We start from the raw sequence: 24,628 nt of genomic DNA on the forward strand, positions 1-24,628 counted from the left end.
CTTACTGTTCAGTATCAATCCATCGATAACCTATTCCATACACGGTTTTTAAATGATGATCAATAGGGAAATTTGCTTTTCGCAATTTATCACGTAAATTACGAATATGTGAATCGACTGTGCGATCTTCTGTATTTGTGTTTAACCCCCAAATTCGTTCGATGAGCTGATCACGGTTTAATACGTAGTTCACATGGCGTAAAAATAATCCGAGTAAAGAAAATTCAATTGGTGTGAGAAGGAGTTCTTCATTATGGACAGAAACGAAGTGTTTTGTTTCATCCCATACAATACCGTGATATTGGATTTGTTTATGTTCATTTGTACGTCTTAAAACGGCTTCAATTCTTGCGAAAAGTTCTTCTTCATGGAAAGGTTTCGTTACGTAATCATCGGCTCCAATTTTTAATCCTTGAACGACATCTACTGTTTGATCACGAGCTGTAACCATAATAATAGGAATGTTACTAAAAGATCGGATTTTTTTGCACGTTTCCCATCCGTCCATCTTTGGCATCATAATATCGAGTAAAACAAATTTAAAGTTTCGATTTTCTATATGTAAAATAGCTTCTTCTCCTGAAGTCGCACATACGCACTTATATCCAATTGGTGTAAGATAAAGCGTTAATAATTCAAGCATTCTCGGTTCATCGTCTACGAGCAGTATATCAATCATAGAGAGCCCTCCATATTTATAATCGTTACTTAAAGTGTAATGCAAAATCATGAAGAAATGGTGCAGATTATGATGTGTCTGCATAATTTCTTCAGAATTGCTTGTTATTGTGGAGTTGAAATTACATTTTAGGTAATCATATTGGCTCAAAAATGATTAATACGGAGGCGGTATAGTGAAAAAAATGACCCGAATTTTTGGGATAACAATAATTACAGCAGTTGGTCTTGCTGCATGCGGACAAACGAATACAGACCATAAAAACCATGAATCTACAAAAGAGAAGAAAACAGAGCAAAAGGAAATGAAAATGAATCAGGAGGTAACGGCGCCAAAAGAAATGAACCAAGGTGCATCTAATGATTTATTAACGACAAGTTTAAAAAATGTAACGAGATTAAACACAAACGACCCTTTGCAAATGGCAGTATTAACTTCACAAACGATATGGCCAGCAACTCATAAGGAGAACCAGCCAGGTGCTGTTATTTTAGTAACAGCAAGCGAGTGGCAATTAGGTATTGCGAGTGCAGACCTTATTCATCATCCGAATAACGGGCCGATTTTATTTATAGAAAAAGAAAAGATACCGGAAATGACGTTAAAAGAAATAAAATGATTAAATCCAATCGGAACGAAAGATGGAACACAAATTATGGTGATGGGGGATGTAGGTACTAGCGCGCTTGAGCAATTAAAAGGTTATAAAGTAAAACAAATAAAAGAAACGGACCCAGCTATATTTGCGAAGGATGTTGATAAGGAGTATGCCGATATAACAGGAAGCTACCCAAATAGTGTTATTATCGGTTCGTCTGCAGAAGAAGGACGTTTATATACAACCCCCGCTGTAAATTGGATTTCTCATATGCCGGAACCACTACTCTATACAGAAAAGAATAAAGTGCCAGAAGCGACAATAGAGGCACTAAAAATGAGAAAAGATAAAGCAAATATATATGTATTAGGGCCAGAAAAAATTGTTTCAAAAGAAGTAGAAAAAGAGCTAAGCAAATACGGGAAAGTAACGCGTATTAGTGGAGAGACCCCTACAGAAAACTCGATTGCGTTCGCTAAATTTAAAGATGAAAAAACAAAATTTGGCTGGGGATTCACAAAACCTGGTCACGGTTTATCATTTGTTTCAAGTAAAACACCAGATTTAGCAGTTGCTGGGGCACCTTTTTCACATATGGGTAAACATGCACCTGTTGTATTATTAGAAGAAGGTAAAGCTTCACAACCAGTGTATGACTTCCTTGCAAGCATTCAGCCGAAGTTTAAAGATGATCCAACACTTGGACCATATAATCACGGTTTCTTATTAGGAAATACGAGTGATATTTCATTTGAAACACAAGGAATACTAGATGAGAGGTTAGAAATTGTTCAGGAAAGTGGTCAAGGACACGGTGGACATTAATGAAATGAGAAAAGATGCTACTGATATAGCGTCTTTTTTTATTTTCCTCGACAAAATATGACAAAAAAGTTGTAACTGTTTCTGTTATGATAGTTTCGAAAATCTTACATTTTACATAATCGGAGGAAAAAGAATGTATAAAAAATTGGGTACTATTGCTTTAACAGGTGCACTTGCTTTTAGTTTATCTGCTTGTGGTGAAACTGAAGTTAAAGAAGTGAGTAAAAACGATGCTCCTAAACAGGCTGAAAAGAAAGATAAAAAGGAAAAAGCTGAAAGCAAGATTTATAAAATTGGAGATACTGTAGAAGTTAATGGTCTACAACTTACTTTCAGTTCAGCTAAATTCGTTGAGCCTAACGAATACGTAAAAGCTGAAAAAGGGAAAGTACTAGAAATCGGTTTTAACGCTAAAAATAATGGCAAAAAAGATATATATTTTGGAACTTCTGAATTAAAAATTGCTGATACTAACGGCAACCAATTCAAAGAGTACTTTGGTGGGGAAAATACGTTTATAAATGAAAATATTGCGCCAGGTAACCAAATTACAAACAAAATGTTATTTGATGTACCAGAAGGCGATAAGTTTGTTGGTACATTTAAACCTACATTTACATTTGACGAGAAATCAGTGAAATTTGAATTTGAAGTTGCTAAATAAGGAGAGATTGAAATGAAAAGAACAGCTGAATTTGTATTAGGTCTTATTGGAGGTATTTTTGGTATTATTTGTGCATTTGTTGCTTTATTGATCGGCGGTATGGGAGCTGCTTTTGAAGCTGATGGAGCAAATACTGTTATTGGTTTAGGTTGGGGAGCTGTGGCTCTATCAATCTTAGGAATTGTTGGATCTGTTATGGTAAGAAGTAAAGCGAAGGTTGGCGGTATTATGATGACTGTGGCTGCTATCGGTGGATTTATTTGTATTTCTATAATTTACTTATTACCAGGCGTATTACTATTAATCGGTGGGTTAATGGGTATATTCCGTAAGGATAAAGCAACTGTATCTGCATAAAATGAGCACTCGAAAGAGTGCTCTTACTATTTTCATTAAATTAGTATAAACTCCTCTAACCCTAAACTATCCAAACTAAACCTCATATATGAAGTGGAAATATCTATAGAACTTTAAATGAACTAAATTACATGTGCATTTTTCATCCATCCAAACAAAGTTTTCTTCATTTGACATACTGTAGAATCCGAAATCATTGTACGTTAAATCAACAATAGGTGATAGTATATTTAAAGTTTCCTAAAAAAGAAGCTACGAAGGTAACATCATTTTTAGGAAACTTTTACATAGCAAAAAATCTTCTACTCGTTATATAATAGCTTTCGTGCAGTCGGCTAGATTTTCTTATGGAGAAAATCAAATTATAAAGGAGTAGAGGAGTGATACTTTGTTTCAAACGATAAAAAATGACTGGTTTTCTAATGTGAAAGGGGACGTGTTATCAGGAATTGTCGTTGCTTTAGCGTTAATCCCTGAAGCGATAGCCTTCTCTGTTATTGCAGGCGTGGATCCGACAGTTGGACTATACGCAGCCTTTTGTATTGCAGTTACCATTTCATTTGTTGGCGGAAGAACTGGAATGATTTCAGCTGCAACAGGTGCAATGGCATTATTAATGGTAACGCTTGTTAAAGATCATGGTTTGCAATATTTATTTGCTACAACAATATTAACAGGTATTGTCCAGGTTATTTTTGGCGTGTTCAAACTGAGCTCATTTATGAAGTTTGTTCCGAAATCTGTTATGAGTGGTTTTTTAAATTCACTTGGAATTTTAGTTTTTACAGCGCAATTGCCACATTTTAAAAATGCAACTTGGCAAATGTATGCACTCGTTGTATTAGGACTTGCAATTATATATTTATTTCCACGTATTACAACGGCTGTACCTTCTACGCTTATTTCAATTATTATTGTGACGAGTATTGCACTTATGAGCGGATTACAGTTGAAAACAGTAGGAGATATGGGAAGCCTGCCGAAAGAATTACCGTTCTTTAGTATTCCTGACGTGCCTTTTACACTTGAGACATTAGGGATTATTTTACCTTATGCAGTTATGCTTGCAATTATCGGTTTACTAGAATCATTATTAACAGCTTCAGTTTTAGATGATATGACGCATACGGAAAGTAATAAGCATAAAGAGGCACGCGGACAAGGGATCGCAAACATTGTTGCTGGTTTCTTCGGAGGAATGGCAGGTTGTGCAATGATCGGTCAATCTGTTATTAATATTAAATCAGGTGGACGAGGTCGCCTAGCAACATTTGTAGCGGGCGGATTTTTAATCGTATTACTATTCGTTTTAGGAGATTATGTCGTTCATATTCCGATGGCAGCTTTAGTTGCAGTTATGATTATGGTTTCAATCGGAACGTTTGATTGGAACTCTGTAGCAACGATTCATAAAGTGCCAAAAGGGAACGCATTCGTCATGATCGTAACAGTCGTGGTCGTTCTTATCACTCATAATTTGGGATTAGGTGTAATTATCGGAACAGTAATTAGTGCGGTTTTATTTGCATTCAATATGGCAAAGATTCACGTGAAACATTTATATATTGAAAATAAGAAAATATACGAAATTCACGGTCAACTCTTCTTTGCATCTACAGCAGATTTTATAAATGCTTTTTCATTGGATGAAGATATAAAAGAAATCGAAATGAACTTTACTCATGCGCACGTATGGGATGATTCGGCAGTGGCATCAATTGATAAAGTTATTATGAAATATGAACAAAGTGGCGTGAAAGTAAGTATAACAGGATTAAATGAACGTAGCTCAAAACTTGTTGCAAATTTAGCTACTTATAATAAAAGAATTGCTAGTTAAAAGCCTCCTTTTTAGGGGGCTTTATTATATAATACGAGTAGGATAACGAAAAGGGGATTCAGCATATGTACAAACAAATTATATTAGCATGTGACGGTTCTGAACATGCACTTCGAGCAGCGGAACATGCAACATATATTGCAAAATGTAGCGAAGAAACAAATGTTGAAGTTGTGTACGTAGTAGATAATAGAACGGCAAAATCAGATATTATACAAGGTCAAACAGATTTAGAAACAATATCAGCTAGTCGAAAAGATAAATTAAAAGAGATTGAAGGTTTATTAAAGAAAGAGAACATTTCTTATACAATTACGATATTACATGGTGATCCTGGAGATACAATTGTTCAATATGTGAATACAGGAGATATAGATCTTGTCATTGCTGGAAGTAGAGGGCTCAATACACTGCAAGAAATGGTGCTGGGAAGTGTAAGTCATAAAATAGCAAAGCGTGTGAAATGTCCAGTGATGATTGTAAAATGAAATAGAATGTAACGAAGACCTTAGTATAACTGAGGTCTTTTTTTATGTATAAATGACTCTTATCTGTGGAAATACTAGATATATAAGTTGAAAAGATGTTAACTTACAAATTTGTAAGTTAGTTGTTAGAGAAATCGATGTTATGAAATTTTTCCCATTGGTAAAATAAAAGTATCAAAGGGGAGATAGGGAGGATGGAAGCAATGAAATCATTTCAAAATTTGTCATATAGCCAAGGTGTCAGTCTTATTTGTTTAGGGGGATTTGCTGCATCTGTTACGTTAGCCGTTTTAATAAAGGTGTTTCATCAAATCTTTTAATCTTATAGTAGGGAAGGAATGGGTTGTTATCATTAGTAGGAACAGCAATGAAAATAAAAAATAGCTCTTAGCATGTATGTAAATGCTAAGAGCTATTTTTATGCTTGTTATATATTATTTAAGCTTGTTTTGATTTTACTGACCCTGTATTTAAAGTAAGAGCAAGGAAGAACATTGCAAGTACGCAAGATGCAAGTAATAAGATGAATCCGCCATCCCATCCGAATGCATCTACGATAAAGCCCATAGCTGCACTAGCGAAAGCTGCTCCGCCTAAGTAACCGAAGAATCCAGTTAAGCCTGCTGCAGTTCCAGCAGCTTTCTTTGGTGCTAAATCTAGAGCGTGTAGACCAATTAACATAACCGGTCCGTAAATTAAAAATCCAATTGCGACAAGTGCGATACTATCAACCATTGGATTACCAGGAGGGTTTAACCAGTAAACAAGAACTGCGATAAATACACCAACCATAAATAGAATACCAGCAGGTGCACGACGTCCTTTAAATAGTTTATCACTCATCCATCCGCAAAGAAGTGTACCTGGAATACCAGCCCATTCATATAGAGCGTAAGCAGTACGTGAGCTACTATGAGTAAAGCTTTTTTCTTCTACTAAATAAGTAGGAGCCCAGTCTACAACGCCGTAACGTACGAAATATACGAAAACGTTCGCAATAGCGATGTACCATAAAAACTTATTGTTTAATACGTATTTAAATAAAATTTCCTTTACTGAAAGTTCGCGTTCGCGATCTTTTACTTTTTCATCTGGTGGATATTCCCCAGTATGTTCTTCAATAGAAGGTAGTCCACAAGATTGAGGTGTATCTTTCATCGTAATTAATACATAAATACCAACTAAAATTGAAAGAATACCTGGGAAGTAAAAAATACTTTTCCAGTCATCTGCGAAGAAGTATAAGCCTAATGTTACAAGGGAAGGCATAAGCGCTCCGCCAACATTATGAGCGACGTTCCAAATAGACATTTTTGTACCACGTTCGCTAATAGAGAACCAGTGAACCATCGTACGACCACAAGGAGGCCATCCCATACCTTGTACCCATCCATTTAAAAACTGAAGTACAAACATAAGTATAATGCTCGTTGTAATGAAAGAAAATGAGCCGAAAATAATATTAATGATACCTGATAAAAATAGCCCAGCTGCTAAAAAGTAGCGAGGATTACAACGATCGGATACGATACCCATAAGAAATTTACTTAATCCGTAAGCAATAGAAACTGCTGAAAGGATAACCCCAAGTTCCCCTTTACTAAAGCCTTGCTCGATTAAGTATGGCATTGCTAGTGAAAAGTTTTTTCGAACAAAGTAGTAGCCTGCATAACCGATGAAGATACCTAAGAATACTTGTAAACGTAATTTACGGTATTCGCTATCAACGCGATCAGCTGGTAAGCGTTCCGCGTGGGGCGCAGGTTTAAATAATTGTGTGAAAAACATAAAATGAAAATCCTCCCCTAATTAATTCGAAGCGTTTTAAGACAGAGAATATAAAAAGGCCATGAAATATAAAAAAGTTTCCTTTTTTATGATTCATAGCCGTGTACTCCGTTTCTCCGTGACTGTCAATATTAACTTCGTCGAAAATTATACAACTTTGTGACAAAAATGTAAACGTTTTTATGAATAAAAGTATTGACGGATTTTGTTCGCGGGATTAATATTTAAATACATTAAATATTTTATTGTTTAAATAAGAGGTGGATAACATGCCAAATGATATGACGCATATCGATAAAATTCAAGCTCTTGCCTTTTCGATTGGAAAGAAAATGCAGACGGAGTTATTAGAACAAATGCAAGCAACAGGACTTACACCACCGCAGTTTTATATTTTAAAGATTTTAGATCATTATGGGGCTTCAAGAGCGACAACATTAGCAAAAAAGATGTATGTGAAGCCTAGCGCAATTACAGTGATGATTGATCGTCTAATCGATCAAGAACTTGTAGAACGCTATCACGACAAAGATGACCGTCGTGTTGTCATCATCGAGTTAACGAAAAAGGGGAAAGCTAGAGTAGAAGAGGCAATGACAGCTCGCAACGAGCATATTGCAAAATACTTTTCACATTTAGAGTTGCAAGAAAGAGAAGATTTATTACGTCTCTTTGAGAAGTTAGAAACCATTATTTGCGGGACACAAGAGAAAAAAGAGAATAACTAAGAGGAATTGAGGAGATTACATGGAGCAACAAGAAAATCAAAATAGAAAGTTGTTGTTAATCGGTTTAGTAATCGCGATGCTATTTGCTGCATTAGATGGAACAATTGTTGGTACAGCAATGCCACGTATCGTCGGTGACCTAGGCGGATTAAGTTTAATGACATGGTTAACGACAGCTTATATGTTAACATCAACGACAGTTGTACCAATTGCAGGTAAATTAGCGGATTTACTTGGTCGTCGTAACGTATATATAACAGGGCTAGTTATTTTCATGATTGGTTCGGCGTTATGTGGTATGGCGAATGGTATGACAGAATTAATTATTTTCCGTGGTATTCAAGGTCTTGGTGGCGGTATTATGATGCCAATGGCTATGATTATTATTGGAGATATGTTCACGGGAAAAGAACGTGCGAAATGGCAAGGTATTTTTGGTGCGTTATACGGTCTTGCTTCTGTAATTGGACCGCAAGTTGGTGGTTGGATTGTAGATGCAGTGAACTGGAGATGGGTATTCTACATTAACTTACCGGTTGGTATTTTAGCAACAATCTTTATTGCAATGGGATTAAAATCACATAAACAAACAGGACCAATTAAAATTGATATCGCTGGAATCTTTACGATGATTCTAGGTGTTGTAAGTTTATTACTTGCGCTAACGTTTGGCGGAAAAGATTATGCATGGGATTCTTGGCAAATTATCGGTTTATTCGCACTAGCTGTAATTGGTATCGTTAGCTTTGTTATTGTTGAAACGAAAGCTGAAGAGCCGATTTTACCAATGCATTTCTTTAAAAATCGCACATTTACAATACTGAATGCGATTGGATTCTTTATGAGTATTGGAATGTTCGGCGCGATTATGTTCGTACCATTCTTCATGCAAGGTATTGTAGGAGTAAGTGCTGCTGAATCAGGAACAATTATGACTCCAATGATGATTACAATGATTGTAATGAGTATTATCGGTGGGCAACTTGTATTAAAAGTTGGTGTAAAACCACAAATTATCGCAGGTATGCTTATTATGGCCGGTGGTTTTTGGTTATTAACAACGATGGATATGCACACAACGAAGCTTACAGCTACTTCTTATATGATGGTTATCGGTTTAGGAATGGGTCTTGTAATGCCGACATTAACATTAGCGTTACAAGAAAGCTTCCCGAAAAAAGACCTTGGTGTCGTAACGTCATCAAGTCAGTTCTTCCGTCAAATTGGTGGAACATTTGGTATTACAATTTTAGGATCAATTATGAATAACACTTCAGGTACAACGTTAACAAATAAATTAGTACCTGTATTAGATACATTCCCGAAAGAAGCGGGACAAATGGTAACGAAATTTAAAGATATGATTCACACAGATCCACAAGGTTTATATTCGATGCTATTTAGCCCAGAGGCATTAAAACAAATGCCAGAAGCGTTTGCTAACAGCATTGTACCTATTTTGAAAAACTCTTTAGTAGACTCGCTTCATACTGTATTCTTAACAGGATTAGTATTTATCGTAGTAGGTGCCATCTTTACGATTTTCTTACAAAAAATTAAACTATCAGATCGTAAAAAAGATGCTGAAGAGCCTGCTGTTGAAGAAAAAGAAAAAACTGTATCATACTCGTAATGAAGAAGCATCGCCTTATGGCGGTGCTTTTTTGAGTATAACCTTAAAAGCTTTTTAGTGAGAAATGATTGACGTATTTTTAGAAATACGTTATATTATTTTCTGTAAACGGTTACATGAAATGAGGAGAAAAGAGAATGAGTACGATTAAAGACGTTGCGAAATTAGCGGGAGTATCTGTTGCGACCGTTTCCAGAGTTCTAAATAAAAATGGATATGTTCATGAAGATACATTAAAAAAGGTAGAGCGTGCAATAGAGATGTTAGATTATAAGCCTAGTACAGTAGCGCGTTCACTGTATAATAAAAAGTCTCGTTTAATTGGCTTAGTTGTTCCGAATATCGTGAATCCGTTCTTTCCAGAAGTTGCACGTGCCGTAGAAGATGTAGCACATAAACAAGGTTACACAGTTGTTCTTTGTAACTCTGATGAAAGTTTAGAAAAAGAGAAACAATACATTGATGTACTTAGACAAAATAATGTAGATGGATTTATTGTAGCAACGAATCCACAAAATAGTGTTAATTACATGAATTTATCTGTTCCGGTTGTTGCGATTGACCGTATGTTTAATGAGCGTATTCCTACTGTATATGCAGATAACTATGCAGGAAGTCAGGCTGCGACAAAGTTGTTACTAGATAAAGGATGTAAACATATTGCACATATTCGCGGACCACGTGATGTGAGTACTGCAAATGAACGTTTTGAAGGTTTTGTAGACGTTATTACGCAAAATAATCTTTCGTATATGATTGCGGAGAGTACGTTTGAGCCAGCAAATAGTGAGCGTGTAGCGATGGAATTATTAGAAGAATACCCGCATATTGATGGTATTGTTGCTGGGAATGATTTAATTGCGATTGGTATTGTAAAGGCTGCACTTCAAAAGGGGATTGCCATTCCAGATGATTTACAAATTATCGGATTTGATGGCATTTCTTTAACGGAAATGATGTATCCATCTATTACAACAGTTGCACAACCGATATATGAAATGGGGAAAATTGCAACAGAGTTGTTGTTAGAGCAAATGGAAGGAAATACATTAGAAGAGAAACACTATCGTTTGCCAATTGAAATTATAGAACGAAATACAACGAAGTAAGGAGATGAAACAGATGCCAAATATTGCAGTAGTAGGAAGCATTTCAATGGACTTAGTGGCTGTTTCAAAAAAACGGCCGAAAGCAGGAGAAACAGTAATTGGTGAAGCGTTTCATACAATCCCAGGAGGGAAAGGGGCAAACCAAGCAGTTGCTGCAGCTAGGTTAGGAGCAAATGTAGCAATGGTTGGAGCGGTAGGAAATGATGATTATGGAACAGTAGTTAGAAAAAATTTAGAGAACGAACGCATTTTTATCGATTATGTGGTACCGGTTACAGATAGAACGACAGGAATTGCTCATATCGTTTTAGCAGAAGAAGATAACAGTATTGTTGTCGTACAAGGGGCAAATGCTCTTGTAAATAAGTCAGTTGTAGATCGCTCCAAAGACCTTCTTGTAAAAGCGGATATGGTTGTTCTTCAACTAGAAATTCCACTTGAAACAGTAAAATATGTATTGGCTATTTGTGAGGAACATAATATTCCTGTTATGTTGAATCCAGCGCCAGCACAAGTTTTATCAGAAGAAATTTTAGAAAAAGCAACTTATATTACGCCAAATGAACATGAGTGCCGCATCGTATTAGATGATTTTACATCACCAATTGAAGATTTATTGGCGAAGTATCCAAATAAATTATTGATGACAGAAGGTTCTAACGGTGTTCGTTTCCATAATGGAACAGAGATTGTACATGTTCCTAGCATTGCTGTTGATGTAGTGGATACAACTGGAGCTGGTGATACATTTAATGGTGCGTTAGCAGTTGCACTTTCTGAAGGAGAGACACTTCAAAAAGCAATTCGTTTCGCGAATATTGCCGGTGGTCTTTCTGTAACGAAACTTGGGGCACAGGGCGGTATGCCAACGAGAGATCGAGTACGTGAAGTGCAGGTGATTGTTGGATGAAAAAGCATGGTGTATTAAACAGTGAAATCGCGGCAGTCCTTGCTTCACTTGGGCATACAGATACGGTTGTAATTGCTGATTGCGGTTTACCAATTCCTGACGGAGTAAAACGAATTGATTTAGCTGTTGAGATTGGAAAACCGAGTTTTTTAGAGGTGTTACAAGTTGTAGCTGATGATATGGCAATCGAAAAAGTGACGTTAGCAGAAGAAGTCATTATAAATAATGCGGAAGTAAATAAAGAGATCGAACAGAAATTAATAGAGCCAGCATTTGAGTATGTATCTCATGAACAATTTAAAGAGCATACAAAGAAAGCGAAGGCAATTATTCGTACAGGCGAGGCTACGCCTTATGCAAATGTAATTTTACATGCAGGCGTGATTTTTTAATAAAGGGAAGTGATGGGAATGCATATTGAAATGAAAAACATTTCAAAGGCGTTCAATGGCAATCCTGTTTTGAAGAATGCACAGTTTATGATTGAAACAGGAGAAGTCCATGCATTGATGGGGGAAAATGGAGCGGGTAAATCAACGCTCATGAAGATTTTAACAGGTGTATACAAAAAAGATGGTGGGACAATCAAGATTGATGGGCAAGAGCGCACCTTTAAAAATGCGAAAGAAGCTGAAGAGTACGGCATCGCATTTATACATCAAGAACTAAACATATTGCCGAATTTAACAGTAGCTGAAAATATGTTTCTCGGTAAAGAGTTAATGTATGGGAAAACAGGTATTTTACGCACTCGACAAATGAACGCGATTGCGCAGCAGCAACTAGCAGAGCTAGGGCTGCATGTAAGAGGCGCTATGTTAGCAGAGGAATTATCGGTTGGACAACAGCAAATTATCGAAATTGCGAAAGCATTAATGACAAACGCGAGCGTTATTATTATGGATGAACCTACTGCGGCACTGACGGATCGTGAAATCGAAACGCTCTTTACAGTAATCAATAAGTTACGTAAAGAAGGTGTTTCATTCGTGTACATTTCGCATCGTATGGAAGAGATTTTCTCAATATGTGATGCTATTACGATTTTGCGTGATGGAGAATACGTGGGAAAGAGATTAATTCCAGAAACATCATTTGATGAAGTAGTGAGTATGATGGTGGGGCGCAGCATTGGTGAACGTTACCCAGAGCGAAATAGTCAAATTGGTGATGTCATTTTTGAAATGCGTAATGGAACGAAGAAAGGGAAATTTGAAAATGTTTCGTTTCAAGTGAGGAAAGGTGAAATCCTTGGTGTAGCTGGTTTGATGGGGGCTGGTCGCACTGATATTATGAAAGCGATATTTGGTTATGAACCTTTAGACTCTGGACAAATTTTTATAAATGGACAAGAAGTAAAGATTGATAGTCCAATAGATGCAATTAGACAAAGAATTGCTTTCATTACAGAAGATAGAAAGTCTGAAGGATTAGTGTTAGATTTTTCAATTCGAGAAAATTTAGCTTTACCAAATTTAGAAAATCTTTCAAAGGGAAGTGTTCTAAGCAATGAGCTAGAACAACAGTTTACAGAGGATATGATGAAGCTTCTTAATGTGAAAGCATCTAGCGGGGAGCAGGCAGTGAAATCTCTTTCTGGTGGAAATCAGCAAAAGATTGTAATCGCAAAATGGCTAGGCATTCATCCACAATTACTCATTTTAGATGAGCCAACAAGAGGTGTTGATGTTGGAGCGAAAAAAGAAATTTACTCTATTATGAATAAGCTTACAGAGCAAGGCGATGCCGTTATTATGGTATCATCTGAGCTTCCGGAAGTTTTAGGGATGAGTGATCGAGTTCTTGTTATTCATGAAGGAAAAGTCGGCGGAATTTTAGGGAAAGATGAGGCATCACAAGAGTCTATTATGGCACTAGCTACAGGGGGAGAGTAAGGATGGCTAAGAAGGGGAATGTATTACAACAACTCGGTTCTTTAATCGGTTTAGTATTAATTATCGTCGTAATTACAGCTTTAAATCCAGCGTTCATTGAAATTCCAAATTTATTTAATATACTGCGTCAAGTATCGATTAATGCGCTTATTGCATTTGGAATGACCTTCGTAATTTTAACAGGGGGTATTGACTTATCGGTAGGTTCTATTTTAGCATTATCAAGTGCACTTGTTGCTGGAATGATGGCAAGTGGCATGGATCCGTTCCTTGCAATGGCAGTTGGACTATTAGCAGGTCTTGTAATGGGAATTGTAAACGGTATCATCATTGCGAAAGGAAAAGTAGCTCCATTTATTGCAACTTTAGCAACAATGACTATTTTTCGTGGGTTGACGCTTGTTTATATGGACGGACGTCCGATCACTGGTCTTGGTGATCATTTAATGTTCCAAATGTTTGGCCGCGGTTATTTTCTTGGTATTCCGGTACCCGCTGTTACAATGATGATCGCTTTCGCAGTACTGTACTTCATTTTGAAGAAAACGACATTTGGTCGCCGTACATTTGCAATTGGTGGAAATGAAGAAGCAGCAGCACTATCAGGTATTAATGTTACGAGAATTAAAGTAATGATTTACGGTCTTTCCGGAATTTTGGCAGCGCTTGCAGGTATTGTCTTAACATCACGATTAGATTCTGCACAGCCGACTGCAGGTACTTCTTATGAATTAGATGCAATTGCAGCAGTTGTATTAGGTGGAACAAGTCTTTCTGGGGGAAGAGGATGGATTGTTGGTACATTCATCGGTGTACTTATTATCGGTGTACTAAATAACGGTTTAAATTTATTAGGTGTATCTTCTTTCTTCCAACAAGTTGTAAAAGGACTTGTAATCTTATTAGCTGTATTAATTGATCGTAGAAAAGAAGCGTAATGGAGGGACAGTTCATGAAGAAATGGTTACTTATACTCGTTGCATGTATTATGGTTATTACTGCTGGTTGTTCAATGGAACCGCCAGAATGGGCAAAGGATTCTAGCGATAAAGGTCGAAATAAAACTATTAAAGTTGGATTCTCTGTTTCAACTTTAAATAATCCCTTCTTTGTAACTTTGAAAAAGGGGGCAGAAAAGAAAGCGAAAGATAGTGGCATCGAATTGATTGCTGTTGATGCGCAAAATGATGCAGCAAAGCAAACGAACGATGTTGAAGATTTAATTCAAAAGGGTGTCGATGTAGTTGTTATTAATCCGACCGATTCAGATGCTGTTGCTTCAGCAGTAAGTGCAGCAAACGCAGCAAATGTTCCTGTTATTACAGTAGACCGCGTTGCGAATTCAGGTAAGGTTGTTTCTCACATTGCATCTAATAATATCGAAGGTGGTCAAATGGCTAGTGATTACATTCGTGAATTAGTCGGCGAAGGAGCAAACGTTGCTGAGTTAGAAGGAATCCCTGGATCGTCTGCTGCTCGTGAACGTGGGAAAGGATTCCATAACGTAGCCGATAAGTCTTTAAAAGTAGTTGCCAAACAAGCGGCTGATTTTGATAGAGCGAAAGGATTATCTGTTATGGAAAACATTTTGCAAGCAAATAGCGATATTAAAGCCGTGTTTGCTCATAACGACGAGATGGCATTAGGTGCACTTGAAGCATTGAAGTCTGCTGGAAAAACAGATGTAGTAGTTGTTGGATTTGATGCAACAGAAGATGCTGTGAAAGCGGTTAACGATGGGCGTATGGCTGCAACAGTCGCTCAAAAACCAGAATTAATCGGAGAGAAGGCGATGCAAACAGCAAAAGAGATAACACAAGGTAAAAAAGTGGACAAATCTATTCCGATTGAATTAGAGCTTATTAAGAAAAATAAATAAATATAAAATGAAAATTAGGAAGGAAGAACAACAAATGAAATTCTTTATTGATACAGCAAACATTAACGAAATTAAAGAGGCAAATGAATTAGGCGTATTAGCTGGAGTAACGACAAATCCATCACTTGTAGCAAAAGAAGGCGTAGATTTCCACGAGCGCATTCGTGAAATTTGCAACGTTGTAGAAGGACCTGTAAGTGCAGAAGTAATTAGCTTAGAAGCTGATAAAATGATTGAAGAAGGAAAAGAATTAGCGAAGATTGCTCCAAACGTTGTTGTAAAAGTTCCAATGACAACAGAAGGTTTAAAAGCAGTAAAAGCGTTCTCTGATTTAGGAATTCGTACAAACGTTACATTAGTATTCTCAGCAGTTCAAGCATTACTTGCTGCTCGTGCTGGTGCAACGTACGTTTCACCATTCTTAGGTCGTTTAGATGATATCGGTCATAACGGTATGGATTTAATTCGTCAAATCGCAGAAATCTTTGCAATTCATGGTATCGAAACAGAAATCATCGCAGCATCTGTACGTCACAGCGTTCACGTAACTGACGCAGCATTAAACGGTGCACATATTGCAACAATCCCAGCAAACGTAATTGCTTCATTAGTGAAGCACCCATTAACAGATCAAGGAATTGAGAAATTCTTAGCTGATTGGGAAAAAACACAAGAGAAATAATAGAAAAGCAAGAATCCTAGTTTAATTGACTAGGATTCTTTTTTTATTTAAAAGAATTTTCATGCAATTTTGCATATTGTCTTTTAAATTTGTTATATAAGATATTTAATATATATCACATAACTCTTTATTTTTAATATTTCGACATAAAGTGAAACTTTAATCAGTGGGGGCTTTGTTCATCCCCCCACTGATTATTAATTGAACCAAGGGATAAAAAGATAGAGGGTCTGACCAGAAAACTGGAGGGCATGATTCTATAACAAAAAGCTTAATGTTTATAGAATTATGTCTTTTTATATAGGGAGGGTAGTAAACAGAGATTTGGACAAAAATGCACCGATTTATCTGAATTTTAAGTTTTATAAAGGGGAGAAATGGAATGAGAAGAAAAGCACCATTTAAAGTGTTGTCATCATTAGCAATTGCGGCAATTATCGGATGTACATCTGTAATGAGTGCTCCGTTAGCATATGCAGAAACGGTAGCAAAAGAGAAAGATAGTGTATCTACAACACCAATTGATTACAATTTAATTCAAGAAGATCGTTTAGCGGAAGCTCTGAAAGAAAGAGGAACAATTAATCCAGCATCTTCTAAAGAAGAGACGAAAAAAGCTGTTGAGCAATATATTGAAAAGAAACAAGGAGATCAGGCGAATAAAGAAATTCTTCCAGATGCTCACTCACAAGAAACATCTGATTTCACAAAAAAAGTAAAAGAGAAAAAGATGGAAGAAAAGGAAAATGTAAAAAAGGCTGAAAAAAATGTTAGCCTTGAGCAAAAGCCAGAACCAAATAAAAAGCAATTGAATGGGCAAGTTCCAACTTCAAAAGCAAAGCAAGCTCCATATAAGGGATCTGTTCGATCGGATAAAGTATTAGTGTTACTCGTTGAATTTAGTGATTATAAACATAATAATATTGATCAAACACCAGGTTATATGTATTCGAAAGACTTTAGTAGAGAACATTATCAAAAGATGTTGTTCGGTAATGAGCCGTATACTTTATTTGATGGTTCAAAAGTAAAAACGTTTAAACAATACTATGAAGAGCAGTCTGGTGGTAGTTATACGACAGATGGATATGTAACGGAGTGGCTAACTGTTCCAGGAAAAGCATCTGATTATGGAGCTGATGGTAGCAGCGGTCACGATAATAAAGGTCCAAAGGGTGCACGTGATTTAGTGAAAGAAGCTTTGCATGCAGCTGCTGAGAAAGGACTAGATTTATCTCAGTTTGATCAATTTGATAGATATGATACAAACGGGGACGGGAATCAAAATGAACCTGACGGTGTAATTGATCATTTAATGGTAATCCATGCTGGTGTTGGTCAAGAAGCTGGTGGCGGTAAATTAGGTGATGATGCGATCTGGTCACATCGTTCAAAATTAGCAGTAGATCCAGTAGCGATTGAAGGTACGAAATCAAAGGTAGATTACTTTGGTGGTAAAGTAGCAGCACATGATTACACAATTGAACCAGAAGATGGAGCTGTAGGTGTGTTTGCACATGAATTTGGACATGATCTTGGATTACCAGATGAATATGACACGAAATATACTGGAAATGGTTCACCAGTCGAAGCTTGGTCATTAATGAGTGGAGGTAGTTGGACAGGGAAAATCGCAGGAACAGAGCCGACTAGTTTTTCACCACAAAATAAAGACTTCTTACAAAAGAATATGGGTGGCAACTGGGCAAAAATATTAGAAGTAGATTACGATAAAATTAAGAGTGGTGTGGGAGTTCCTACCTATATTGATCAAAGTGTTACGAAATCAAATCGTCCAGGCGTTGTACGTGTTAACTTACCAGGTAAAAGTGTTGAAACGATTAAACCGGAGTTTGGAAAGCATGCATATTATAGTACAAGAGGCGATGATATGCATACAACGTTAGAGACACCATTCTTTGATTTAACAAAGGGAACAAATGCAAAATTCGATTATAAAGCAAATTATGAGTTAGAAGCAGAGTGCGATTTCGTCGAAGTACATGTAGTAACAGAAGATGGAACGAAAACATTAATTGATAGACTTGGGGAAAAAGTAGTCCAAGGAGATAAAGATACAACAGATGGGAAATGGATTGATAAATCATATGATTTAAGTCAATTTAAAGGCAAAAAAGTGAAACTACAATTCGACTATATTACAGATCCGGCTGTAACATATAAAGGTTTTGCGATGGACAATGTAAATGTAACTGTTGATGGACAAGTTGTATTTTCTGATGATGCAGAAGGACAGTCTAAAATGAATTTAAATGGTTTTGTTGTTTCTGATGGGACAGAGAAGAAAGCTCATTATTACTACTTAGAGTGGAGAAATTATGCGGGATCAGATAATGGTTTAAAAGCAGGAAAAGGTCCAGTGTATAATACAGGTCTTGTCGTTTGGTATGCAGATGATAGTTTCAAAGATAACTGGGTTGGGGTGCATCCAGGTGAAGGATTCCTTGGTGTTGTAGATTCTCATCCAGAAGCGCTAGTTGGTAATTTAAACGGAAAACCAGCATACGGTAATACAGGCATGCAAATTGCAGATGCAGCATTTTCATTTGATAAAACACCAGCATGGAGTGTAAATTCATTAACACGTGGTCAGTTTAACTATTCTGGATTACAAGGTGTTACAACTTTTGATGATTCAAAAGTATATAGTAACAAGCAAATTGCAGACGCAGGAAGAAAAGTTCCAAACCTTGGACTTAAATTCCAAGTTGTTGGACAGGCAGAAGATAAATCGGCAGGCGCTGTTTGGATTAAACGTTAATAACATAAAAGCACATTCTTCATATGAAGAGTGTGCTTTTTAATTTGTACAGTAAGTTATTATTTTAGTTTATCCCGCATTAACGGTCAGTAAGATCCCCACCTCAAAATTCAGTGGAAATAAAGAAGTTAGTTGGGAGATCAACTGCCCGTAAAAGCCCGATTGGTTCAACTAATAATCAGTGGGGAGGAACAAAACCCCCACTGATTAAAGTTTCACTTTATGTAATACAAGTGTTTATTCATGTGTACTGTATCAAATTATGTGGGGAAAGGAAATATTTCCGAGGAAATTGTCGAAGTATCGTCAGTATTTATAAACTTTCTGTTTAAAAGAAGAGATGTATTATTGCCTTTACGGCTCAATTTATTTACATTGTTATTTGGTTATACACAAAAGTAATATATTGGGCAAAAAGAGTTCTATTCGATAGGGCTCTTTGGTTTTGTATTTGATATACAAATATTAACCTCGATTGTTTGGAAATGTATCTTCTTGTTTAGCGTCAGTTGGACTTTAACTGCAGTTTTTGTTTTTCGTTTATATGAAGAGCGAGATGAGCCATTACCTTTTATATTTAAATTAATTGGCATTATTCCAACGCTTCCATTGTATTATGGATTATATAAATATGCATTTTAAAAAAGACAACGATGGATTATCCCATCATTGTCTTTTTTACTTTGCTTCTTACATAAATCATCCCAGCAAATGTTAATAAAAATGCTGTCCCGATAATGAAGCTGATGCTAGGTGATGCTCCGATTGCGCCGACTGTAAAGGAGCCAGCAACAACTCCTAATGAGAAGAAGGCATAAAATAATCCGAATGCCTTTCCGCGATTATCGTCTGTAGTATTTTCAACAAGTAAAGCGTTAATAGACGGAAAGAGGATTGCGAATCCAATTCCATAAATCATCATTACGATAAAGAGCATACCTTTTGTAGCAAATAATCCAAGTAAAGATAATGCGAATGCCATAACTGCAATTCCGATTAGCATTAGTTTCGAACGATTAAATCGATCATAAATACGATTTGTTGGAAGCAAGAAGAAGAGGATAGCAGTTATACCAAATACACTTAACATCATGCCTGTTGTAGATGCTTTAAGCGCTAATGCCTCAACTTTTACTGGTAACATATAAGTGACAATTCCTTGTGAAAACATTAATGTGAAAGCACCAATATATGCTTGTAATAACGGTTCTGATTTTAAAAGTTCAACCATATCTTCTTTGTTCATCATTTGCGTTCTTGATGTATCTTTTCTTGATACGTTATTTGGTAAGAAGAATAGAGATACGATCGTACCAAGAGCCATTAAAATAGAAATAGTAATGAAGACCCACTCTACGCCAGCTGTTGCTTTCATAATACCGCTGAAAGCAGGTCCTACGATTGCGGCTGTTCCAACAGCAGCACCAGATAGAGCCATTGCTTTTCCTTGTCTTTTTGCATTTGTTTGTTTTGATAAAAATGTAAAGGCAGCAGGAATTAAAAAGCCATCACTAAATCCATGCATAAAGCGCACAACTAATAGTTGTTCACCACTTTGAACAACGGTGTATAACAAGACTATGAAACTCGTAATTCCCATGCTTATATAAAGGATTTTTTTTGCACCAAATTTATCGACAGCGGCTCCAGCAATAATATTACCGATCATATTAGCGAATGAGTACATACCGACAACTAGCCCGATAATAAGAGGAGTTCCTCCAAGGCTTTGAGCGAAAGTACTCATAATAGGTAATTGTGAAAATGTATCTAAAAATGCCACGATAACGATAAAGTAAATAAAATATTTCAAGCGATATTCACCTCTCCTATGCTATTATGGCACAATGCTAATTTCACCTGCAATGAAATTGAATTAACAGATGTGGAAAAAAGTACAAAGTGACAAAATATTGAACGTTATTTGTAAAAAATTAGTGGGGATGTGATTGTTTTTTTGAAATATATGGATAGAAGTATTATAATAGAATTGTAAACTTCACCAGGTTAAGTATATACATAGAGAGGGATGTATAAAATGAAAGCACTACTTTGGCATAATCAACGTGATGTACGAGTAGAAGAAGTACCAGAACCAACAGTAAAACCAGGAACAGTGAAAATCAAAGTTAAATGGTGTGGTATTTGTGGGACAGACTTGCATGAATATTTAGCAGGGCCTATTTTTATTCCAACAGAAGAACATCCATTAACACATGTGAAAGCACCTGTTATTTTAGGTCATGAGTTTAGTGGTGAGGTAATAGAGATTGGTGAAGGAGTTACATCTCATAAAGTGGGAGACCGCGTTGTTGTAGAGCCAATTTATTCTTGTGGTAAATGTGAAGCTTGTAAACATGGACATTACAATGTTTGTGAACAACTTGTTTTCCACGGTCTTGGCGGAGAAGGCGGCGGTTTCTCTGAATATACAGTAGTACCAGAAGATATGGTTCATCACATTCCAGATGAAATGACGTATGAACAAGGTGCGCTTGTAGAACCAGCAGCAGTAGCAGTTCATGCAGTACGTCAAAGTAAATTAAAAGAAGGGGAAGCTGTAGCGGTATTTGGTTGCGGTCCAATTGGACTTCTTGTTATCCAAGCAGCTAAAGCAGCAGGAGCAACTCCTGTTATTGCAGTTGAACTTTCTAAAGAACGTCAAGAGTTAGCGAAATTAGCAGGTGCGGATTATGTATTAAATCCAGCAACTCAAGATGTGTTAGCTGAAATTCGTAACTTAACAAATGGTTTAGGTGTAAATGTTAGCTTTGAAGTAACAGGTGTTGAAGTTGTACTACGCCAAGCGATTGAAAGTACAAGCTTCGAAGGACAAACTGTAATTGTTAGTGTATGGGAAAAAGACGCAACAATTACTCCAAATAACTTAGTATTAAAAGAAAAAGAAGTTATTGGTATTTTAGGATACCGTCACATCTTCCCAGCTGTTATTAAATTGATTAGCTCCGGTCAAATTCAAGCAGAGAAATTAATTACGAAAAAAATTACAGTGGATCAAGTTGTTGAAGAAGGATTTGAAGCACTTGTAAAAGATAAAACACAAGTGAAAATTCTTGTTTCACCTAAATAAGATAGAATCGAATAGAGTAGCCCTTTTCTAGAAATAGAAGAGGGCTACTTTTTTTCTATACTGAAAGGTGATAGACTTTCCTGTAACTAAAGGTATTTTGTTTGGAAGGGGAAGTCTAATGCTTTCATTTATGTTGACATTGAAACGGATGCTAAAAGCTTGTTTGCGAGCATGGAAAGATAAAGAATTTCAAGTGTTATTCGTATTAACAATTTTGACATTAATATCTGGTACAATCTTTTATAGTACAGTGGAGGGGTTACGTCCTCTGGATGCTTTATATTTTAGCGTTATGACGCTGACTACTGTCGGTGATGGACAATTTAGTCCCAAAACTGACTTCGGAAAGATATTTACGATATTATACATATTTATAGGGATCGGATTAGTGTTTGGATTTATACATAAGTTGGCAGTTAATGTACAATTGCCAAGTATATTATCGAATAGAAAAAAAGAGTAAAGCATGTGTATGCTTTACTCTTTTTTTACATTAGTTTAGACAAGCCTTAATAATAGTTTATTAAAATGAAAGTGTATTCATTCATTATATTCACTGTGTATAAAGTTATAATGATATGAACATTTGCATATTTTAATTTAGTGATAGAAATTTCGTGAAAGGTGGGATATTCTAGTCATAGGTTAACCGGACGACATCATAGGATCCTAACAAAATGTTTACAATAATTCAATTATAAAATGGAGGATTTTATATGAAAAAGAAAGTACTTGCTTTAGCAGCAGCTATTACATTAGTTGCTCCATTACAAAGTGTTGCATTTGCTCATGAAAATGATGGGGCACAGAGATTTGGAGTTATTCCGCGCTGGTCTGCTGAAGATAAACATAAAGAAGGCGTGAATTCTCATTTATGGATTGTAAACCGTGCAATTGATATTATGTCTCGTAATACAACACTTGTAAAACAAGATCGAGTTGCACTATTAAATGAATGGCGTACTGAGTTAGAGAACGGTATTTATGCTGCTGACTATGAAAATCCTTATTATGATAATAGCACATTTGCTTCACATTTCTATGACCCTGACAATGGGAAAACTTATATTCCGTATGCAAAGCAAGCAAAGGAAACAGGAGCTAAATATTTTAAATTAGCTGGTGAGTCTTATAAAAATAAAGATATGAAACAAGCGTTCTTCTATTTAGGATTATCTCTTCATTATTTAGGGGATGTAAACCAACCGATGCATGCGGCAAACTTTACGAATCTATCGTATCCACAAGGATTCCATTCTAAATATGAAAACTTTGTAGATACGATAAAAGATAATTATAAAGTAACGGATGGAAATGGATATTGGAACTGGAAAGGTACGAATCCAGAAGATTGGATTCATGGAGCGGCAGTAGTTGCGAAACAAGATTACGCTGGCATTGTAAATGATAATACGAAAGATTGGTTCGTGAGAGCTGCTGTATCACAAGAATATGCAGATAAATGGCGCGCTGAAGTTACACCAATGACAGGTAAGCGTTTAATGGATGCACAACGTGTTACTGCTGGATATATTCAGCTTTGGTTTGATACGTACGGAAATCGTTAAGTATTTAAAAAAGGTCAAATCTCAGAATAGAGTATTTGGCCTTTTTATCACTATACAATACATGGAGGTATGAAACGTGAAAGGTAAATTGCTAAAAGGTGTACTTAGCTTAGGTGTTGGTTTAGGAGCTTTATATAGCGGAACGTCAGCTCAAGCAGAAGTGTCTACAAATCAAAATGATACATTAAAAGTGATGACGCATAATGTATATATGCTATCAACAAACTTATATCCGAACTGGGGACAAACTGAGCGTGCTGATTTAATCGGGGCGGCAGATTATATAAAGAATCAAGATGTAGTTATATTAAATGAAGTGTTTGATAATAGCGCTTCAGATCGTTTATTAGGGAATTTGAAGAAAGAATATCCAAATCAAACAGCAGTATTAGGTCGTAGTAGTGGAAGTGAATGGGATAAAACGTTAGGAAACTATTCATCTTCAACTCCTGAAGATGGTGGCGTTGCGATTGTGAGCAAATGGCCAATCGCTGAAAAGATTCAATATGTATTTGCAAAAGGGTGCGGGCCAGATAATTTATCGAATAAAGGATTTGTATACACGAAAATTAAGAAAAATGATCGTTTCGTTCACGTGATTGGGACGCATTTGCAGGCTGAAGATAGTATGTGCGGAAAAACTTCACCAGCATCTGTACGTACGAACCAATTAAAAGAAATTCAAGATTTTATTAAAAATAAAAATATACCAAATAATGAGTATGTGTTAATTGGTGGTGATATGAACGTAAATAAGATAAATGCAGAGAACAATAATGATTCAGAGTATGCATCTATGTTTAAAACATTGAACGCTTCTGTACCATCTTATACTGGACATACAGCGACTTGGGATGCAACGACAAACAGTATTGCAAAATATAATTTCCCTGATAGTCCTGCCGAATATTTAGATTATATTATTGCAAGTAAAGACCATGCGAACCCATCGTATATAGAGAATAAGGTGTTACAGCCGAAATCTCCACAATGGACTGTTACATCATGGTTCCAAAAATATACGTATAATGATTACTCTGATCATTATCCAGTAGAGGCGACTATTTCTATGAAGTAGTTTCAAAAAGTTTCTTCGTAAAGAAGAAACTTTT

The 24,628-nt window shown here is 36.3% G+C and carries 22 protein-coding genes and 2 pseudogenes; 21 read left to right on the forward strand and 3 right to left on the reverse strand.

Going from position 1 to position 24,628, the window contains the following annotated elements:
• Position 1 precedes the first annotated feature (1 nt).
• On the reverse strand, positions 2 to 679 hold the full coding sequence (locus MR112_RS25890) for a response regulator transcription factor (RefSeq protein ID WP_242245656.1): 678 nt from the start codon (positions 677 to 679) through the stop codon (positions 2 to 4).
• Between the two features lie 175 nt (positions 680 to 854).
• On the opposite strand from MR112_RS25890, the pseudogene MR112_RS25895 reads away from it, so the two are divergent.
• The 6 genes and pseudogenes from MR112_RS25895 (at position 855) to MR112_RS25920 (ending at position 5,771) form a co-directional block, all read left to right on the forward strand.
• Positions 855 to 2,102 (forward strand): annotated as a pseudogene (locus tag MR112_RS25895) (cell wall-binding repeat-containing protein).
• Positions 2,103 to 2,235: 133 nt separating this feature from the next.
• On the forward strand, positions 2,236 to 2,766 hold the full coding sequence (locus tag MR112_RS25900) for a DUF4352 domain-containing protein (RefSeq protein WP_000277063.1): 531 nt from the start codon (positions 2,236 to 2,238) through the stop codon (positions 2,764 to 2,766).
• A 12-nt stretch (positions 2,767 to 2,778) separates the two neighbouring features.
• Entirely contained in the window at positions 2,779 to 3,123 is a 345-nt protein-coding gene (locus tag MR112_RS25905; RefSeq protein ID WP_000831286.1) for a DUF4064 domain-containing protein, read from the forward strand.
• Positions 3,124 to 3,511: 388 nt separating this feature from the next.
• Complete coding sequence (locus MR112_RS25910; RefSeq protein WP_242245658.1) at positions 3,512 to 4,963, forward strand: SulP family inorganic anion transporter; 1,452 nt, start codon at positions 3,512 to 3,514, stop codon at positions 4,961 to 4,963.
• A gap of 65 nt (positions 4,964 to 5,028) precedes the next feature.
• Positions 5,029 to 5,451, forward strand: coding sequence for a universal stress protein (locus MR112_RS25915; RefSeq protein ID WP_000277999.1), 423 nt, complete (start codon positions 5,029 to 5,031; stop codon positions 5,449 to 5,451).
• Between the two features lie 203 nt (positions 5,452 to 5,654).
• Positions 5,655 to 5,771, forward strand: coding sequence for a DUF4027 family protein (locus tag MR112_RS25920; protein ID WP_000834733.1), 117 nt, complete (start codon positions 5,655 to 5,657; stop codon positions 5,769 to 5,771).
• 118 nt (positions 5,772 to 5,889) lie between these two features.
• Here MR112_RS25920 and glpT read toward each other — a convergent pair whose 3' ends face one another.
• Positions 5,890 to 7,239: a glycerol-3-phosphate transporter gene (gene glpT, locus MR112_RS25925; RefSeq protein WP_000466385.1), complete on the reverse strand. Its 1,350-nt coding sequence runs from the start codon at positions 7,237 to 7,239 to the stop codon at positions 5,890 to 5,892.
• 269 nt (positions 7,240 to 7,508) lie between these two features.
• On the opposite strand from glpT, the gene MR112_RS25930 reads away from it, so the two are divergent.
• The 11 genes and pseudogenes from MR112_RS25930 to MR112_RS25980 form a co-directional block, all read left to right on the forward strand.
• Entirely contained in the window at positions 7,509 to 7,967 is a 459-nt protein-coding gene (locus MR112_RS25930; RefSeq protein ID WP_001132365.1) for a MarR family winged helix-turn-helix transcriptional regulator, read from the forward strand.
• A gap of 19 nt (positions 7,968 to 7,986) precedes the next feature.
• Positions 7,987 to 9,600, forward strand: coding sequence for an MDR family MFS transporter (locus MR112_RS25935; protein WP_000437647.1), 1,614 nt, complete (start codon positions 7,987 to 7,989; stop codon positions 9,598 to 9,600).
• Positions 9,601 to 9,737: 137 nt separating this feature from the next.
• On the forward strand, positions 9,738 to 10,709 hold the full coding sequence (rbsR, locus tag MR112_RS25940; RefSeq protein ID WP_000104051.1) for a ribose operon transcriptional repressor RbsR: 972 nt from the start codon (positions 9,738 to 9,740) through the stop codon (positions 10,707 to 10,709).
• A 13-nt stretch (positions 10,710 to 10,722) separates the two neighbouring features.
• A complete protein-coding gene (gene rbsK / locus MR112_RS25945; RefSeq protein WP_001132865.1) occupies positions 10,723 to 11,619 on the forward strand; it encodes a ribokinase in 897 nt (298 codons plus the stop codon).
• Positions 11,616 to 12,011, forward strand: a complete 396-nt coding sequence (gene rbsD, locus MR112_RS25950; RefSeq protein WP_000716151.1) for a D-ribose pyranase — start codon at positions 11,616 to 11,618, stop codon at positions 12,009 to 12,011. Before rbsK ends, rbsD begins: the two co-directional genes overlap by 4 nt.
• Before the next feature lie 18 nt (positions 12,012 to 12,029).
• Positions 12,030 to 13,514, forward strand: coding sequence for a ribose ABC transporter ATP-binding protein RbsA (gene rbsA, locus MR112_RS25955; RefSeq protein WP_000546778.1), 1,485 nt, complete (start codon positions 12,030 to 12,032; stop codon positions 13,512 to 13,514).
• 2 nt (positions 13,515 to 13,516) lie between these two features.
• Entirely contained in the window at positions 13,517 to 14,452 is a 936-nt protein-coding gene (locus MR112_RS25960; RefSeq protein ID WP_001074641.1) for an ABC transporter permease subunit, read from the forward strand.
• Between the two features lie 14 nt (positions 14,453 to 14,466).
• A complete protein-coding gene (rbsB, locus tag MR112_RS25965) occupies positions 14,467 to 15,393 on the forward strand; it encodes a ribose ABC transporter substrate-binding protein RbsB (protein WP_000758976.1) in 927 nt (308 codons plus the stop codon).
• 34 nt (positions 15,394 to 15,427) lie between these two features.
• Positions 15,428 to 16,075: a fructose-6-phosphate aldolase gene (gene fsa / locus MR112_RS25970; protein WP_000667670.1), complete on the forward strand. Its 648-nt coding sequence runs from the start codon at positions 15,428 to 15,430 to the stop codon at positions 16,073 to 16,075.
• A 382-nt stretch (positions 16,076 to 16,457) separates the two neighbouring features.
• A complete protein-coding gene (gene inhA2 / locus MR112_RS25975; protein ID WP_001252987.1) occupies positions 16,458 to 18,857 on the forward strand; it encodes a M6 family metalloprotease immune inhibitor InhA2 in 2,400 nt (799 codons plus the stop codon).
• Positions 18,858 to 19,286: 429 nt separating this feature from the next.
• Positions 19,287 to 19,499, forward strand: a pseudogene (locus MR112_RS25980) (hypothetical protein); the annotation flags it as partial.
• A 16-nt stretch (positions 19,500 to 19,515) separates the two neighbouring features.
• Here MR112_RS25980 and MR112_RS25985 read toward each other — a convergent pair.
• Positions 19,516 to 20,670 (reverse strand): MFS transporter, encoded by a 1,155-nt coding sequence (locus MR112_RS25985; protein ID WP_000873271.1) that lies wholly within the window; start codon positions 20,668 to 20,670, stop codon positions 19,516 to 19,518.
• Positions 20,671 to 20,895: 225 nt separating this feature from the next.
• Here MR112_RS25985 and bdhA point away from each other — a divergent pair, with 225 nt between their 5' ends.
• From bdhA to sph, 4 genes are all read left to right on the forward strand, one after another.
• Positions 20,896 to 21,948: a (R,R)-butanediol dehydrogenase gene (gene bdhA, locus MR112_RS25990; RefSeq protein ID WP_000645827.1), complete on the forward strand. Its 1,053-nt coding sequence runs from the start codon at positions 20,896 to 20,898 to the stop codon at positions 21,946 to 21,948.
• A 118-nt stretch (positions 21,949 to 22,066) separates the two neighbouring features.
• Positions 22,067 to 22,411, forward strand: a complete 345-nt coding sequence (locus MR112_RS25995) for a potassium channel family protein (protein ID WP_000948241.1) — start codon at positions 22,067 to 22,069, stop codon at positions 22,409 to 22,411.
• Positions 22,412 to 22,664: 253 nt separating this feature from the next.
• Positions 22,665 to 23,516, forward strand: a complete 852-nt coding sequence (gene cerA / locus MR112_RS26000; protein ID WP_000730995.1) for a phospholipase CerA — start codon at positions 22,665 to 22,667, stop codon at positions 23,514 to 23,516.
• Positions 23,517 to 23,592: 76 nt separating this feature from the next.
• Positions 23,593 to 24,594: a sphingomyelinase C gene (gene sph, locus MR112_RS26005; protein ID WP_000676803.1), complete on the forward strand. Its 1,002-nt coding sequence runs from the start codon at positions 23,593 to 23,595 to the stop codon at positions 24,592 to 24,594.
• Positions 24,595 to 24,628: the final 34 nt, after the last annotated feature.

It is taken from the genome of Bacillus cereus group sp. BfR-BA-01330, from assembly GCF_022663885.1.
In the GTDB taxonomy this organism is placed as follows: domain Bacteria; phylum Bacillota; class Bacilli; order Bacillales; family Bacillaceae_G; genus Bacillus_A; species Bacillus_A cereus.

Coding starts and splice junctions, on each gene's coding strand:
- MR112_RS25890 (WP_242245656.1), bottom strand. CDS start 679: ATGATTGATATACTGCTCGTAGACGATGAACCGAGAATGCTTGAATTA.
- MR112_RS25900 (WP_000277063.1), top strand. CDS start 2,236: ATGTATAAAAAATTGGGTACTATTGCTTTAACAGGTGCACTTGCTTTT.
- MR112_RS25905 (WP_000831286.1), top strand. CDS start 2,779: ATGAAAAGAACAGCTGAATTTGTATTAGGTCTTATTGGAGGTATTTTT.
- MR112_RS25915 (WP_000277999.1), top strand. CDS start 5,029: ATGTACAAACAAATTATATTAGCATGTGACGGTTCTGAACATGCACTT.
- MR112_RS25920 (WP_000834733.1), top strand. CDS start 5,655: ATGAAATCATTTCAAAATTTGTCATATAGCCAAGGTGTCAGTCTTATT.
- glpT (WP_000466385.1), bottom strand. CDS start 7,239: ATGTTTTTCACACAATTATTTAAACCTGCGCCCCACGCGGAACGCTTA.
- MR112_RS25930 (WP_001132365.1), top strand. CDS start 7,509: ATGCCAAATGATATGACGCATATCGATAAAATTCAAGCTCTTGCCTTT.
- MR112_RS25935 (WP_000437647.1), top strand. CDS start 7,987: ATGGAGCAACAAGAAAATCAAAATAGAAAGTTGTTGTTAATCGGTTTA.
- rbsR (WP_000104051.1), top strand. CDS start 9,738: ATGAGTACGATTAAAGACGTTGCGAAATTAGCGGGAGTATCTGTTGCG.
- rbsK (WP_001132865.1), top strand. CDS start 10,723: ATGCCAAATATTGCAGTAGTAGGAAGCATTTCAATGGACTTAGTGGCT.
- rbsD (WP_000716151.1), top strand. CDS start 11,616: ATGAAAAAGCATGGTGTATTAAACAGTGAAATCGCGGCAGTCCTTGCT.
- rbsA (WP_000546778.1), top strand. CDS start 12,030: ATGCATATTGAAATGAAAAACATTTCAAAGGCGTTCAATGGCAATCCT.
- MR112_RS25960 (WP_001074641.1), top strand. CDS start 13,517: ATGGCTAAGAAGGGGAATGTATTACAACAACTCGGTTCTTTAATCGGT.
- rbsB (WP_000758976.1), top strand. CDS start 14,467: ATGAAGAAATGGTTACTTATACTCGTTGCATGTATTATGGTTATTACT.
- fsa (WP_000667670.1), top strand. CDS start 15,428: ATGAAATTCTTTATTGATACAGCAAACATTAACGAAATTAAAGAGGCA.
- inhA2 (WP_001252987.1), top strand. CDS start 16,458: ATGAGAAGAAAAGCACCATTTAAAGTGTTGTCATCATTAGCAATTGCG.
- bdhA (WP_000645827.1), top strand. CDS start 20,896: ATGAAAGCACTACTTTGGCATAATCAACGTGATGTACGAGTAGAAGAA.
- MR112_RS25995 (WP_000948241.1), top strand. CDS start 22,067: ATGCTTTCATTTATGTTGACATTGAAACGGATGCTAAAAGCTTGTTTG.
- cerA (WP_000730995.1), top strand. CDS start 22,665: ATGAAAAAGAAAGTACTTGCTTTAGCAGCAGCTATTACATTAGTTGCT.